Below are 14,894 nucleotides of genomic sequence, written 5' to 3' on the forward strand. Positions count from 1 at the left end.
CATGACGGGTGGATGACAAGCGATAGAACGCTGGGGGCAATTGATGGTCGGACAGCTGGCAGTGGACAGCATCGAGCGTCGTAGCGGTGTCTCGCTGTGGCGGCAGATTGCCGACAAGATCCTGCATGCGATCGCCATCGGCGATTTCGCCGAGAATGCAGCGCTGCCGCCGGAGGTTGCGCTGGCCGAGCGTTATGGCGTCAACCGCCACACGGTGCGCAGTGCCATTGCCGCCCTGGTGCAGGAAGGGGTGCTGCGGGCCGAGCAGGGGCGCGGTACCTTCGTGCTGTCGCGCAAGCGGCTGTCCTATCCGATAGGCGCGCGCACACGCTTTTCGGCAGGCCTGCAGGGGCAGGCGTCGGAACGGCATACCGTCCTGCTTGCCGCGTCGGTCGAGCCGGCCAGCCAGCGCGTCGCCGAGGGGCTTGGCCTTGCCAGGGGGACTGATGTGATCCGGCTGGAAACACGCGGCGAAGCCGATGGCCGCCCGGTATCGCGTGCTGCCGGCTGGTTCGAGGCCAGGCGCTTTGCCGGCATCGATGCCGCCATGACGGAAACCGGCTCGATCACCGCATCGCTGGCACGTTTCGGCATAGACGACTATCTGCGGCAATCGACCATGCTGTCAGCGCGCCATGCCGATGCCGCCGACCTCGCCGACCTCGACCTGAAGCCCGGCGCCATCGTGCTGGTCACGGTCGCCGTCAACGTCACACCCGACGGCCAGCCGATCCAGTTTTCCGAGTCACGGTTCCCGGCCGAGCGGGTCGAACTCAAATTGTCGGCGCTGTGAGCCGACACTGCCGGTTGCCTAGATTGTCGAATGCAATTCCCTTAGGGAAAGCGCTAAGCGCTTTTCCCGGAAAACCGCTTCACACTTTCCTGGAATTGTTTCTATCCGACCTCAATCACAGCCTTGATCAGACCGGATTTCGCATGTGCCCAGCGCGCGAGATCGCGAGGCGTGCCGGCCAGCGTGGTGCGGTGGGTGACGAGCTTGGCCAATGGCACGGCGCCGTTGCGGATCGAGGCGGCGACGTGGTTGAAGTCGGCGGGCAACGCATTGCGACTGCCGATCAGGGTCATCTCGCGCTTGTGGAATTCCGGATCGGAGAAGGTGATGTCGTCCTTGACGACACTGACCAGCACCAGTGTTCCGCCATGCGCGACATGGGCGAAGGCCGACTGCACCGACTGGGTGTTTCCGGTGGCGTCGAAGACCACATCGAAGCCTTCGCCAGCGGTCGCTTGCCCGACCAGATCGGACACCGCGCCGCGCGAACCGTCGAGGGTCTGGAAACCGAGCTCGTTTGCGGCAAAGGCAAGCCTTTCGCTGCTCATGTCGAGCAGCGTCACGTCAAGCCCGGCGATGCCGGCGAAGATGGCCGTGCCGAGCCCGATCGGACCGGCGCCGATGACCAGCGTGCGGGCGCCGGGATCGGCGCTTGCGCGCCGCACTGCATGCGCGCCGATGGCCAGGAACTCGACAGCGGCGGCGTCGGCCAGCGACAGGCCGTTTGCCGGATAGAGATTTTGTGCCGGCACCAGAATCCGTTCGCACATGGCCCCGTCGCGATGGACGCCGAGCACCTCGATCCTGACGCAGCAATTCGGCTTGCCGTGCCGGCAGGCGATGCACTTGCCGCAGGAAAGATAGGGATTGATGACCACCAGCTCGCCAGCGGAAAGTTCAACGCCTTCGCCGGTCTCGATGATCGTTCCCGACACTTCATGGCCCATGATGCGGGGATAGGCTAGGAATGGGTGCTTGCCTTCGAAGATATGATAGTCGGTGCCGCAGATGCCGACATGGCTGACAGCCACCAGCGCCCAGCCGGGAGGTGGCGCGCTCGGCGCCGGACGGTCTTCCAGAACGAGCTCACCAGGCGAGCGGCAGACGACGGCTTTCATGCTTCAATCCAGTTTGTCATGAAAATCGCCGGCCCATTTTCGTGACAGGGCCGGCGATCGATCTCAAATTATTGTCACTTGCCACCGCGGCGGCGCAGCCCGTCGAAATAGACGATGATGATGATCAGCGCGCCGGTGATGATGCGCTGCCAGAAGGCGTTGACGTTCAAGAGATTGGCGCCGTTGTTGATGGTGGCCAGAATGAAGGCGCCGAGCAGCGGCCCGTGCACCGAGCCGACCGCGCCGAACAACGAGGTGCCGCCGATCACCGACGACGCGATCGCCTGCAGTTCCCAACCCTCGGCCTGGGTCGGGTTGCCGATGCCGATGCGTGAGGCCAGCAACACGCCGACGAACGCCGCGCAGAGACCTGACAGTGTGTAAGCCATGTAGATGGTCCGCTGGACATTGACGCCGGACAGGCGCGAGGCCTCGGCATTGGAGCCGACCGAGAACAAATACCGGCCCCAACGGCTGTGATGGAGGAAGATGTAGGCCGGAATGCCGACCAGGATCACCATCCAGAACAGGTTGGGGACGCCGAGGAAGGAGTTGCGCGAGAACTCCTGAAAGGCATCGTTGTTGATCGAGATCGAATTGCCGTTGGTCATCAAAAGACCGATGCCGCGCAACGACGTCAGCGTCGCCAGCGTGATGATGAAGGGCGGCAGCCCCATCTTGACGATGCCGAAGCCATGGAACAGGCCAATGGCGACGCCGACCAGCAAGGTGATGAGGATGGCGAGGAAGACCGGGATGCCGGCATTGATCAGCATCGCGGCTATGACGGTGGCGAAGCCAACCACGGCGCCGACCGAAAGATCGATGCCGCCGGTGATGATGACGAAGGTCTGGCCGACGGCCAGGATGGCGATCATCGAGCCCTGGCGCAGCAGGTTCGAGATGTTGTTGGCCGAAGCAAAGCTGGATGTCGACAGTGACAGGATGACCCACAACAGCACCAGCAGCGCCAGCAGCGTCAGCCCGAACAGGGCATTGTAGTTGCGCTTCGGTTTTTCGGCAGGAATCGCCTCGGTGCTCATATCTGTTCTCCCAGCTTTTCTTGTTTCTCGGCGAGCGCCTGTGTGAGAATTTCCTCGTGGTCGGCGGTGCGGAACCCGTGCGTGGCCACCAGTTTGCCGCGGCGGAATACGTGCAGCGTGTCGGCCAGTTCGTAGACCTCGGGCAGGTAGGACGAGATCAGGATGATGCCGGCTCCCTTCGACAACAATACGCTGAACAGGCGGTAGATCTCGGCCTTGGTGCCGACGTCGACGCCGACCGTCGGCTCGTCGAAGATGAACAGCCTGGCGCCGTGGGCCAGCCATTTGCCGATGACGATCTTCTGCTGGTTGCCACCGGACAGGCTGGACGCCAGTGCACTGCGCGTCGGCGTCTTGATCCTGAGATCGGCGATCTGGCGGTCGGCCTGGGTCCTTTCCTGCGCATTGGAGATCAGCAGATTGTTCGAGATGCGCTTGTAGATCGGCAGGTTGAGATTGAGGCCGACCGAAAGGTTGAGGCACAGACCCTGATCGCGACGGCTTTCCGGCGCCAGCGCCATGCCAAGCTTGATCGCGTCATGCTCGGAGTTGATCTGGACCGGCTTGCCTTCCCACAGGATCTGGCCGGCCGATTTGCGGTGGCGGCCGTAAAGCGTGGTGACGAACTCGCTGCGCCCGGCGCCAATCAGGCCGTAGAGCCCGACGATTTCGCCGGCTCGGACCGTCATCGATACATTCTCGAAGCCTTTGCCGGAAAGGTTCCTGGATTCGAGGATCGCCGCGCCCGGTGTGAAATGTTCCTTGTGGTAGATCTGTTCGATCGAGCGGTTGATCATCATCTTGACCAGCTCCGCGTCGTTGGTCTCGGCGATGTTGCGGGTACCAACCAGCGTGCCGTCGCGCAGCACGGAAACACGATCGGCCAGCTCGAACACTTCCTCCATGCGGTGGCTGATGTAGATGATCGTCACGCCCTCGCCCTTCAGCCGGCGGATCAGGGTGAAGAGCTGGTCGGCCTCCTTGCGGGTCAGGTAGGCGGTCGGCTCGTCGAAGATCAGGAATTTGGTGCCGCGCACGGTGGCGCGGGCGGCGGCGATCAGCTGCTGCTGGCCGATGGTGAGGTCGCCGAGCGCGACATGCGCCGGCAGATCGAAGCCGAGATCGTCGATGATCTTCTGTGCTTCCTTGACCATGGCGCGTTGCTGCAGGATCCCGAAGCGCGAATTCTCCTCGCCGAGGAACATGTTGGCAGCCACCGTCAGGTGACGGCAGAGCACGACCTCCTGGTGCACGGCATTGATGCCGAGTGCCATCGCCTCATGCGGTGTCGCCAAGGCTGCCGGCTGGCCCTCCCAGATCACCTCTCCGGAGGTGCGCGGCATGACGCCGGTGAGAAGCTTGATGAGCGTTGATTTGCCGGCGCCGTTCTCGCCGACGATGGCGTGGATCTCGCCGGACTTGAAAGCGAGGTTGACCGGCTTCAGCGCGTGGGTGCCGGGGTAGCGCTTCTCCAACCCGCGCAATTGGAGGATGGTCCGCCCTGGTTCCAGCACGGGTGCCGGATGCAGGTCCTGCGCCGTCGACGTCATGACAATCCTCCCAGATTGGCCTCACGATTGGCACGCTTGCAAGGCAAGGATGCGCCTCGAAAGGCAGCCTAGCTCAAGCTTGTGGATTGCCAAGCCGTTTGTGCCGGCAGTGGATGTTTCCGGGGCGCGAGGCCCCGGAAACGATTTGGATGCGGTGGCTCAGAGCTTCGGGTTGAGCAGCGCGTCGATCTTCGGGTCTTTCATGTTGGCCTTGGTGACAAGGTTGGCGCCGGTGTCGACATTGGCCTCGACCTTCTCGCCCTTCGAGGCGGCGAGCGCCGTCTTGATGCCGTCATAGCCCATCCGGTACGGGTCCTGGACGACGAGGCCGGAAATGACGCCGTCATTGAGGAACTTGATCAGCTTCTCGTCGCTGTCGAAGCCGATCAGCCCAACCTTGCCGGCGAGTTTGTTCTCGGCGATCGCCTGGCCGACGCCCTGCGCCATGATCAGGTTGGAGGCGAAGATGCCCTTCAGGTCCGGATTGGCGGTGATCAGGTCGGTGGCGATGTTGAGGCCGGTGGTGGCCTGGCCGTCGGCATATTTGTCGGCGACGAGCTCGAGGCCCGGATATTTTGCCTTGAGCTGTTCCTTGAAGCCCTGGGCGCGCTGTTCCAGCGAGCCGGCACCGGGAAGTGCCGTGATCAACGCGACCTTGCCCTCGACCTTACCGCCATTGGCTTCGCCGATGGCTGCTGCAAGACCGTCCGCGGCGACGCGGCCACCCTGCACGTTGTCGGTGGTCAGGAACGAGGTGAAGGCCTTGGAGTCGGCGCCGGAGTCGATGCCGATAACCTTGACCTTGGCAGCGGCTTCGTCGATCGGCTTGCCAAGCGCCTTGGCTTCGGTCGGCGCGATGACGACGGCGGCCGGGTTGCCGGCGACGGCATTCTCGAGGATCGAGATCTGGCCGTTGACGTCGGTTTCAGCCTGGGCGCCGAGTTCCGGTACGTTGACACCCAGGTCCTTGCCAGCCTTGCGGGCGCCGGCCAGAACGATCTGCCAGTAGAAGGACGTGGTGTCCTTGACGATGATCGGAATGGTCACGTCCGCCGCCGAAGCCGGCGCCGAATGCATGACGCCGGCGAGCATCGAGGCTGCTGCCAGCGTCATCACGGCGCGGCGGTTGAGAATGCTGGTTACGAATTTCATTAGGAATCCTCCCTAAGTCGCCCGGTGAACGTTACGGAAGCTCCGTCCGGATAGGCGTGGCCCAAACAGAACTTTATCAATAAAAAACATTTACAGTGTTTTGATAGTGCATCGGCCCAGCCGATGCAAGCGGTGTTCCGCGTCAACCCTGCCGAGGTCTGGCAGGGGGAAATAACCGCGCCACTCCTCCCTTGCCGCCGTCAAACGCTCCCGTTCCGTTCTGTGAAGCCATGGAATATTAATTCCACTCGTTAGTCAATATGGAATGTTCATTCTTTCATGGGATCGCAAGAATGTGAAGCCCAGGTCACCTCTCACGGTGGGTGGATGGGGGCTTCACGCCAGCTCCTGCACCAGCGTATAGGGCCGGTATCTGGCGTATTCCGTCTGGGGCACGTCGACGTCGAGCAATTCGAGGTTGCGGGTCAGGTTTGCCAGCTTGGCGGTGCCGGTCAGCACCGTGGCGACCGCGGGTTCATGCAAGGCGAACTGGAACGCGGCAGCGGCCAGCGGATAGCCACCCTCGGTGGCGATCCTTTCCATCGCACCGACGCGGTCCAGCACATCGTGGTTGGCGGGCAGGTAGTCGAAATGCGCGCCTTGCACAGGCCCGGTCGCCAGGATGCCGGAGTTGAACACGCCGCCGATGACCAGTGACGTCTGTTGTGCCCTGCACAATGGCAGCAGTTCCGCTTCGGCGCTGCGGTCGAGCAAGGAATAGCGGCTGGCGAGCAGGATGCAATCAAGTGGCGCGCGACGCATCACATCGAGGCAGATCTGGACCTCGTTGACGCCAAGCCCATAGGCGGAAATGACGCCGGAACGCTTCAGTTCTTCGAGTGCCTTGAGGCCGCCATCCATAAACTCGCGAAAATGCAGTTTGGTTTTCTCGACGCCATGCGTATAGGCGCCGATGTCGTGGACGAACAGGATGTCGATCTTGTTGAGGCCAAGCCGCGCATAGCTGAAATCGACCGAACGCATGATGCCGTCATAGGAATAGTCGTAGTCCAGCGCGAACGGCAGCGGATCGACATAGGAGTGATCGGGTACATGGTCGTCCGGCACCGGGCGGAAGAGGCGGCCGACCTTGGTCGACAGCACATAGGAATCGCGCGGCTTGTAGCGAAGGAAGTCGCCGAAACGGCGTTCCGACAGGCCGAAACCGTAAAAGGGTGCGGTGTCGAAATAGCGCAGGCCGGCCTCCCAAGCGCCTTGCAGCGTCTCCATCGCCGACTCGCGCGAACAGGCACGGTAGAGGCCGCCGATCGCGGCGCCGCCAAAGCTGATCTCGGTGACCTCGAGCGCGGTCTGACCGATGCGGCGCTTGTTCATGCGAAAACCTCCCTGTTGCCGACCGTTGTCCGGTTGGCAGCCTTCAGATGTCAGTTCAATCTAGAGCAATTCCAGGAAAGACGTGTAACGGTTTTCCCGGGAAAAGCGCATAGCGCTTTCCCTTGGGAATTATGCAAAAACAACGGGTTAGAGCGTTGCACCAAGATGCCAGGGCACGAACTCGTTGTCGCCGTAGCCGAAATCCTCGCTCTTGGTCTTGCGGCCGGAAGCCGTCTCGACGATCAGTTCGAAGATCTCGCGGCCCATGCCGGCGATGGTTTTCTCGCCCGAGGCGATGACGCCGCAGTTGACGTCCATATCCTCTTCCATGGTTTGATACATGGTCGAGTTGCTGGCGACCTTGATCGACGGCGTCGGCCGGCAGCCGAAGCACGAGCCGCGGCCGGTGGTGAAGACGATGACATTGGCGCCGCCCGCCACCTGTCCGGTGGCCGAGACCGGGTCGTAGCCGGGCGTGTCCATGAACACCAGTCCGTTGCCGGTGACCTTTTCGGCATAGCCGAAGACGCCGTTGAGCGGCGTCTGGCCGCCCTTGGCGACCGCGCCCAGCGACTTCTCCAGGATGGTGGTGAGGCCGCCGCGCTTGTTGCCGGGCGAGGGGTTGTTGTCGATCGAGGCGCCATGCTTGGCGACGTGATCCTCCCACCACTTGACGAAACCGTCGAGCTTCTGCGCGATCTCCGGTGTTGCCGCGCGATAGGCAAGCAGGTGCTCGGCACCATAAATCTCGGTTGTCTCGGAAAGGATGCCGACGCCGCCGACGCCGGCCAGGATATCGACGGCTGCGCCCAGCGCCGGATTGGCCGTAATGCCGGACATGCCGTCGGAGCCGCCGCATTGCAGGCCGACGACGATCTCACTGACCGGGATCGGCTCACGCTTCAGTTGGCCGACTTCCTCCGCGATCTCGGCCAGCACCAGCATCGCCTTTTCGACCGATTTGCGCGAGCCACCCGCGTCCTGGATGTTGAAGTGGCGCTTGCCGGCGGCGGCGCCTTTCTGGCCATAGAGGGTGAGCTGATTGACCTCGCAGCCGAGCCCGACCATCAGCACACCGCCGAAATTGGGATGGCGGGCATAGCCGGCGAGCGTGCGATGCAGCACCATCATGCCGTCGCCGGTGCCGCTCATGCCGCAGCCCTGGCCGTGGACGATCGGGACGAAACCGTCGATGCCGGGATATTTCGGCAGCAGGGTCCGGTTGGCTTGGTCCGCGATGGCATGGCAAACCGTGGCCGAGCAATTGACGCTGGCGATGATGCCGATGAAGTTGCGCGTACCCGCACGACCATCAGCGCGGCGATAACCCATGAAGGTGCGGCTGCGGTCGGCTTCTGTTGCGTGCTCGGCCTCGCTCGGCGGCACTACGGGCAAACGGCCGGATTCGAAAACCAGATTGTGCGAATGAACATGCTCGCCCGGCGCTATGTCCTGTGTCGCGCGGCCGATTGCCTGGGCGTATTTCACCACGGCCTCGCCGGTGGCGATCGGCTTGATCGCCACCTTGTGGCCGGGCTCGATCAGCGCAGTGGCGACGGCACCGCCCGGCAGCGTGGTGCCGATCTCGATGCGGCCGTTGGCGACGGCCACATTGTCGGCGGGAGACAGAAGAATGCTGTTGGAGGCGTTCACGGGCGGTTTCCTGGGTGATCCTGGGATGCGCGGGCGGATTGACACGCGCCTGTTAAAAGATAATGTCTTTTATCGTGAAAAAACAGTTTTGCGTCAATTGTTTTTTCGCTGGGGAGTCCCGCATGTCCTTGGGTGTTCCGAAAGCGATTTTGCTTTTCAGGGGTCATCGGAACGTCATATTGCGCTTCAAGCCAGCAGCCGCAAGCGACGGCGTGCAACGGGTCAGGGATGTCGAAGAGCAACAACGTCTACAAGGATGCCTACAACAGGTGCCTCAGGCTGCTCGATGAAACACGCAGCCTGCCTTCGGAGCCGGAGCTGGGTACATTGCTTGGTGTCAGCCGGACGACCGTCCGCACCATCCTGGCGCGCATGGAAGAGACCCGGCTAATCGCCTGGAACAAGCGCGCCAAGACGGTGCTGCGCGAACCGCGTCCCGATGATTTCTTCCCCGAGGAAGAGACCGACACGCTGGCCGAGATCATCGAGCGGTCGTTCATGCGACGGCTGCTCGCCGGCGGCGCCGAGGCCGGCATGCAGATCAACGAGCTCGAACTGGCGCGCGAGATCGGCGTCGGCACCACCAGCGTGCGCGAGTTCCTGATCCGCTTCTCCCGCTTCGGCCTGATCGAGAAGCGCCGCAACAGCCATTGGGTGCTGAAGGGCTTCACCCGTGCCTTCGCGCTGGAACTGACCGAAATCCGCGAGATGTTCGAACTGCGGTCGGCGGCGGCCTTCGCCGCTCTGCCGCAGGACAGCGCGGTCTGGACCGATCTCGACCGCCTGGAAGACGAGCATCGCCTGCTGGCCAGCGAAATCGCCACCCGCTTCAACGAATTCTCGGAGCTGGACGAGCGCTTCCACCGGCTCATCCACCGGGCGTCGCACAACCGCTTCATCGTCGATTTCTACGACGTCATCGCCATGATCTTCCACTATCACTACCAATGGAACAAGGCGCAGGAGCGCGAGCGCAACGAGGTCGCGATTGGTGAGCATCTCGCCTATATCGCGGCGCTCAAATCGCGCGACCTCGGCAAGGTCGACGCCGCCTGCCGCAAGCACCTGAAGTCGGCGCGCCAGACATTGCTGACCTCGATCCCGGAGAGCCGGCCGCCCCTGAAACCCTGATATGCCGCGTTGCCGCAGCATCGAATTGCCGATTTTCGACCTGCCCCTCCCGTGATAGGTATCTCTCCGGTGATTGCTTGATGAGGCAGATTGTTTGAACGGCCGCGAGAAACGGTGGAGCATTCTGGTCGCGCTCGTCGCGGCACATCTGCTGCTGCTCCAGTCGACGCTCGGTGCGTTCGCCTTCGGCACTGCGCCGAATGCGTCACAACTCGATGCCTTCGGCAACGTCATCTGCACCCGTGAGGGTGCGACCCAGCTTCCCGGCGGCAACCCGCCGCCGTCGCATCTGCCGGCATGTTGTATGCTTGGCTGCAGCATGTTTTCGCCGGCCTTTGCACCGCCACCCGTTGCCGGGCTTGCCCTGGGCGCGCGTTCCTTTGAGGCCGTCGCCTTCGTTTTTCCGGCGGCCATCCATCTCGACTTTGCGCGTGAGCGCTCGCCGTCGAATCCGCGCGCGCCGCCGCGGACGGCCTGAGTCTGTCTGCCCGGCGGAACCTTTCGCGGGCGTACCCATCCAAACATCAAACTGTCCGCGACCGGTAACGGCGCGACCTTCACTTCATGGAGCAACCATGTCCCAATTTCTCCGCACTGCCGCGCGTCTCAGGTTCGGCAGCATTCGACGCAGCTTCGAGGCGGGTCTCGGCATCGCCGTACTGGCTTCTGCGCTGTTGTTCGCCGGCGCCCAGACCGGCTTCGCGCATGGGTTCAAGATCGGCGATCTCGAGATCGGGCACCCCTGGTCACGTGCAACGCCGGCCGGCGCCAAGGTGGCCGGCGGCTATTTCACGGTTACCAACAGAGGCAGCACGCCGGATCGGCTGCTGTCGATTTCCACCGACATCTCGGACAAGGCCGAGCTGCATGAAATGGGCGTCAAGGACGGTGTCATGACCATGCGGCCGGTTGCCGGTGGCCTGGAGATTCCGGCTGGCGGCAAGGTCGCACTGGCGCCTGGCGGCTATCATTTGATGTTCATCGGCCTGAAACGGCAACCCAAGCAAGGCGAAACCTTCTCCGCCACGTTGACCTTCGAGAAGGCCGGCACCGTCAGCGTCGACTTCGCCGTCGAGGGCATGGGTGGCGCCACGGACGACCACGCCGATTGATCGCACCATTTCGACAAAATTAGAAATCAGAGGGACCATCATGAACAAGTACCTTTTGTCGGCCGGTGCGCTTTTTCTCCTCGGGACAAGTGCTGCCTTCGCGCACATCACGCTCGAAACCCAGGAGGCGGCCGTCGGCTCGACTTACAAGGCTGTCTTGCGCGTTCCGCATGGTTGCGACGGGGCAAGGCGACCATCGCCTTGCGCGTGCAGATCCCGGAAGGGGTGATCGCGGTGAAGCCGATGCCGAAGCCGGGCTGGACGCTGCAGGTCAAGAAGGGCAAGTACGACAAATCCTACCAGCTCTACGGTCAGGCGGTGACCGATGGGGTCAAGGAAGTGGACTGGAGTGGTGGCAGCCTCCCGGATGAATTCTATGACGAGTTTGTTTTCCGCGCGACGCTGACGGCCGATCTGCCCGTGGGCCAGAAGCTCTACTTCCCTGTGGTGCAGGAATGCGACGGCGCCGCCGATCGCTGGATCGAGATCCCGGCAGCAGGGCAGGATGAAGACGCCCTGGAGAATCCGGCGCCTGGCATCAAGCTGTTGCCGAAGAAATGATGTCTTTCGGCGGCGCGCTCCGTTCGTGGAATGCGCCGCCATTTCATGGCAATGGCATGATCGCGATATCCTCACTGCGGATGATTCACATGGCCAGCAAGCTCGTCAGCCGGGTTGCCGTGGGCTCTCTGGCCATGATGATGCTGCTCATCGCCATGGCCTCGACTAGTCCAGCCTTTGCCCATGCCGCGTTGATCAAGACCGACCCGGCCGACGGCGCGGTGCTGGCACAGGGGCCGGCACAGTTCTCGCTGACCTTCAGCGAGCCGGTCTCGCCGCTGGTGCTGACGCTGGTGAAGCCCGACGGCACGCCGGTTCCGCTGACCGCTTTCCGCCTCAGCGACCAGACGGTCGAAATCGACAATCCGCAGGACCTCAAATCCGGCACGCATGTGCTGAGCTGGCGCGTCATCTCCGCTGACGGTCATCCGGTCGGCGGTTCGCTGCTGTTTTCCATCGGCGCGCCAACAGAGCCGCCGGTCGTCTCCGAGGCCGTCGATTGGCCGCAACGGTCGGCAATCTGGTTCAGTAAGGTTTTTCTCTACATTGGTCTTTTCCTTGGCGTCGGAGGCGCTTTCGCCCTTGCCTGGCTGACTCAGGGCGGGCCGGCCGGCCGGCGTTTCGTTATCGGGGCAATCCTATGCGGGCTGGTCGCGGCCCCGGCGTCGCTCGGCTTGCAGGGGCTTGATGCGCTCGGGGCGCCGCTCTCCCATCTGGCGCAGCCGGTCATCTGGCGGACCGGGCTCGATACCAGCTTCGGCTGGACGGTGCTGGCAGCCTTGATCGCGCTGGGGCTCGGCCTGCTGTCGCTGGCCGGGCCGCGCTTGGCCGCCAAGCCAGTCGCGCTGGCTGGACTTGCCGGTGTGGGTATTGCGCTGGCCGCCAGCGGCCACGCCAGTGCCGCCGAGCCGCAATGGCTGACGCGACCGATGGTGTTCCTGCACGGCGTCGGCATCGCCTGCTGGGCCGGCGCATTGATGCCGCTCGGCTTGGCGCTGAAAGGTCAGTCGGCGGAGGTCGCGCCATTCCTGCGGCGGTTCTCACGCATGATCGTGCCTGTGGTGGCCGTTCTTGTCACTGCCGGCATCGTGCTTGCCGTCATCCAGGTGCAGACGCCGGCGGCGCTGGTCAGCACCGCTTATGGCAAGCTGCTCTTGATCAAGCTCGGGCTGCTGGTCTTCCTGTTCACGCTTGCCGCCGTCAACCGCTGGAAGCTCACTGCATCGGCCGAGGCCGGAGCGACGGAAGTGCAGCGCAGGCTCGCCCGCTCAATCGGCGTCGAAATGCTGATCGTGCTGGCGATCTTCGCTGTCGCCGCGGGCTGGCGCTTCACGCCGCCGCCACGGGCACTGGCGATCGCCGCGGCTCAGCCGGTTTCGGTCCATATCCATGCGCTGCAAGCGATGGCGGATCTCAGCATCACACCCGGCCATGCCGGACCGGTCGTCGCCTCGATGATCATCATGACCGGCGATTTCGGACCGCTCGACGCCAAGGAGGTGACGCTGGTGTTGTCGAAGCCCGATTCAGGCATTGAGCCGCTCAAACGTGCCGCGACCAAGCCCGGCGATGGCAGCTGGCGTGTCGACGACCTCGTCATCCCGGTTCCCGGCCGCTGGACGGCGCGCATCGACATTCTGGTCTCGGACTTCGAGATGGTGAAGATCGAAGCGCCTGTCGATATCAGACCGTAAAAGCTGGACCGCCAAGTGCCCCGAACTCGGCCGATGCAACACAATTCGGCGAGGCGGTTGACGCGGCCCGAAAGGCCCGTCAATCATCTCGCCGAAGAATGGGCATCCCGGCAAACCGCGAGCTCGAACCAGCAAGATCCGAAAGCAGGGAAGAAACGATGGAAAAAGCCGAAATCGGCCTGATCGGCCTTGGCACGATGGGCTCCAACCTGGCGCTCAACATCGCCGAGCACGGGCACCGCATCGCTGTCTTCAATCGCACCAGGGCACGCACCGACGCTTTCGTCGAGAATGCCGGCGCGCTGAAGGACATGGTGGTGCCTTGCTACAGCCTGGAAGAACTCGCCGCCGCGATCCGACAGCCACGCCCGATCATCATCATGGTGCTGGCCGGCAAGCCGGTCGACGAACAGATCGAAGCCTTGCGTGGCGTGCTGTCGGCCAACGATATCGTCATCGATGCCGGCAACGCCAATTTCCGCGACACGATGCGGCGCTTCTCCGAGCTTTCGGGCTCGGGTCTGACTTTCATCGGCATGGGCGTGTCCGGCGGCGAGGAGGGGGCGCGCCACGGGCCGTCGATCATGGTCGGCGGCACCGAGGATTCCTGGAAACGCGTCGAGAAGGTGCTGACCGCGATCTCCGCCAAATTCAACGACGAGCCCTGCGCGGCGTGGCTCGGCACCGACGGCGCCGGCCATTTCGTCAAGACCATACATAACGGCATCGAATATGCCGACATGCAGATGATCGCCGAAATCTACGGCATCCTGCGCGACGGCCTCGGCATGGCGCCGAAGGATATCGGCACGGTGTTTTCCAACTGGAACAAGGGCAGGCTCAATTCCTACCTGATCGAGATCACCGCCAAGGTGCTGGCCGCAGACGATCCGAAGACCGGCAAGCCGGTGGTCGACATCATCCTCGACCGCGCCGGCCAGAAGGGCACCGGCAAATGGTCGGTCATCGAGGCGCAGCAACTCGGCATTCCGGCGACCGCGATCGAGGCGGCCGTGGCGGCGCGCGTGCTGTCGTCGATCAAGGACGAGCGGCTGGCGGCGGAAAAAGCCTATGGCAGTATCGGCGTGACGAAGATTTCCGGCGACAGGGACGCATTGCTTGGAGATCTCGAACTGGCGCTTTTCGCCGGCAAGATCGCGGCCTACGCGCAAGGCTTTGCGGTGATGAGCGGCGCCTCCAAGGAGTTCAACTGGAACCTGCCGATGCCGACCATCGCCAGGATCTGGCGCGCCGGCTGCATCATCCGCTCTCAGATGCTCGACACCATGGCCGAGGCGTTCGGTTCCGGCGGCGCATCGACCAATCTTCTGATGGCGCCGGCCTTTATCGCCCTGATGCAGGAAGCGCATCCGTCGCTGCGGCGTATCGTGGCAAGGGCATCGGAGGCAGGCTCCCCGGTGCCGGCGCTGTCTTCCGCACTTGCCTATTTCGACAGTTACCGCCAGGGCCGCGGCACCTCGAACCTGATCCAGGCGCAGCGCGACTTCTTTGGCGCGCATGGCTTCGAGCGAATCGACGGACCGGGTGCATTCCACGGGCCGTGGGGCAGCGGTGCGGCTGGCTGAAAAGAGATAGAGCGGTTCACCGTTTCACGGAAACGCCGAACCGCTCTATCTCTTTGTTTTGAGTTTTGACGCAATTCCGGACGGGAAAACCGTTTCACACTTTTCCTGGAATTGCTCTAGGACCAATCGACATTCAGGATTCAAATTTGCAGCGGTACGTGATTCA

The 14,894-nt window shown here is 63.1% G+C and carries 12 protein-coding genes and 1 pseudogene; 7 read left to right on the forward strand and 6 right to left on the reverse strand.

Annotated elements, in window-relative coordinates; genetic code table 11:
* Positions 1–43: 43 nt before the first annotated feature.
* Positions 44–793, forward strand: coding sequence for a phosphonate metabolism transcriptional regulator PhnF (gene phnF / locus AC07FD_RS18270; protein ID WP_478350985.1), 750 nt, complete (start codon positions 44–46; stop codon positions 791–793).
* Between the two features lie 101 nt (positions 794–894).
* Here phnF and AC07FD_RS18275 read toward each other — a convergent pair whose 3' ends face one another.
* The 6 genes from AC07FD_RS18275 to AC07FD_RS18300 all read right to left on the reverse strand — a co-directional run bounded on the left by AC07FD_RS18275 (position 895) and on the right by AC07FD_RS18300 (position 8,644).
* Positions 895–1,911, reverse strand: a complete 1,017-nt coding sequence (locus AC07FD_RS18275) for a zinc-binding alcohol dehydrogenase family protein (protein ID WP_478350986.1) — start codon at positions 1,909–1,911, stop codon at positions 895–897.
* A 74-nt stretch (positions 1,912–1,985) separates the two neighbouring features.
* The gene (locus AC07FD_RS18280; RefSeq protein WP_478350987.1) at positions 1,986–2,954 is read right to left on the reverse strand and encodes an ABC transporter permease; all 969 of its coding nucleotides are present in this window, start codon (positions 2,952–2,954) and stop codon (positions 1,986–1,988) included.
* Positions 2,951–4,504 carry a sugar ABC transporter ATP-binding protein gene (locus AC07FD_RS18285; RefSeq protein ID WP_478350988.1) on the reverse strand — a complete coding sequence of 518 codons (1,554 nt, stop codon included), beginning with the start codon at positions 4,502–4,504 and terminating at the stop codon, positions 2,951–2,953. Before AC07FD_RS18285 ends, AC07FD_RS18280 begins: the two co-directional genes overlap by 4 nt.
* Before the next feature lie 159 nt (positions 4,505–4,663).
* Positions 4,664–5,656: an ABC transporter substrate-binding protein gene (locus AC07FD_RS18290; protein ID WP_457152183.1), complete on the reverse strand. Its 993-nt coding sequence runs from the start codon at positions 5,654–5,656 to the stop codon at positions 4,664–4,666.
* Between the two features lie 336 nt (positions 5,657–5,992).
* Entirely contained in the window at positions 5,993–6,991 is a 999-nt protein-coding gene (locus tag AC07FD_RS18295) for an aldo/keto reductase (protein WP_478350989.1), read from the reverse strand.
* A 147-nt stretch (positions 6,992–7,138) separates the two neighbouring features.
* Positions 7,139–8,644 (reverse strand): UxaA family hydrolase, encoded by a 1,506-nt coding sequence (locus AC07FD_RS18300; protein ID WP_478350990.1) that lies wholly within the window; start codon positions 8,642–8,644, stop codon positions 7,139–7,141.
* A gap of 228 nt (positions 8,645–8,872) precedes the next feature.
* Here AC07FD_RS18300 and AC07FD_RS18305 point away from each other — a divergent pair, with 228 nt between their 5' ends.
* The 6 genes and pseudogenes from AC07FD_RS18305 (at position 8,873) to gndA (ending at position 14,728) form a co-directional block, all read left to right on the forward strand.
* Positions 8,873–9,775, forward strand: coding sequence for a GntR family transcriptional regulator (locus tag AC07FD_RS18305; protein WP_478350991.1), 903 nt, complete (start codon positions 8,873–8,875; stop codon positions 9,773–9,775).
* A 121-nt stretch (positions 9,776–9,896) separates the two neighbouring features.
* Positions 9,897–10,253 carry a DUF2946 family protein gene (locus AC07FD_RS18310; protein WP_478350996.1) on the forward strand — a complete coding sequence of 119 codons (357 nt, stop codon included), beginning with the start codon at positions 9,897–9,899 and terminating at the stop codon, positions 10,251–10,253.
* Positions 10,254–10,350: 97 nt separating this feature from the next.
* Positions 10,351–10,887, forward strand: a complete 537-nt coding sequence (locus AC07FD_RS18315; RefSeq protein ID WP_478350992.1) for a copper chaperone PCu(A)C — start codon at positions 10,351–10,353, stop codon at positions 10,885–10,887.
* Between the two features lie 40 nt (positions 10,888–10,927).
* Positions 10,928–11,448 (forward strand): annotated as a pseudogene (locus AC07FD_RS18320) (YcnI family copper-binding membrane protein).
* 89 nt (positions 11,449–11,537) lie between these two features.
* Positions 11,538–13,142: a copper resistance CopC/CopD family protein gene (locus AC07FD_RS18325; RefSeq protein WP_478350993.1), complete on the forward strand. Its 1,605-nt coding sequence runs from the start codon at positions 11,538–11,540 to the stop codon at positions 13,140–13,142.
* 158 nt (positions 13,143–13,300) lie between these two features.
* Positions 13,301–14,728 (forward strand): NADP-dependent phosphogluconate dehydrogenase, encoded by a 1,428-nt coding sequence (gene gndA / locus AC07FD_RS18330; RefSeq protein WP_478350994.1) that lies wholly within the window; start codon positions 13,301–13,303, stop codon positions 14,726–14,728.
* Positions 14,729–14,894 lie beyond the last annotated feature (166 nt).

This window comes from Mesorhizobium waitakense (assembly GCF_056431085.1).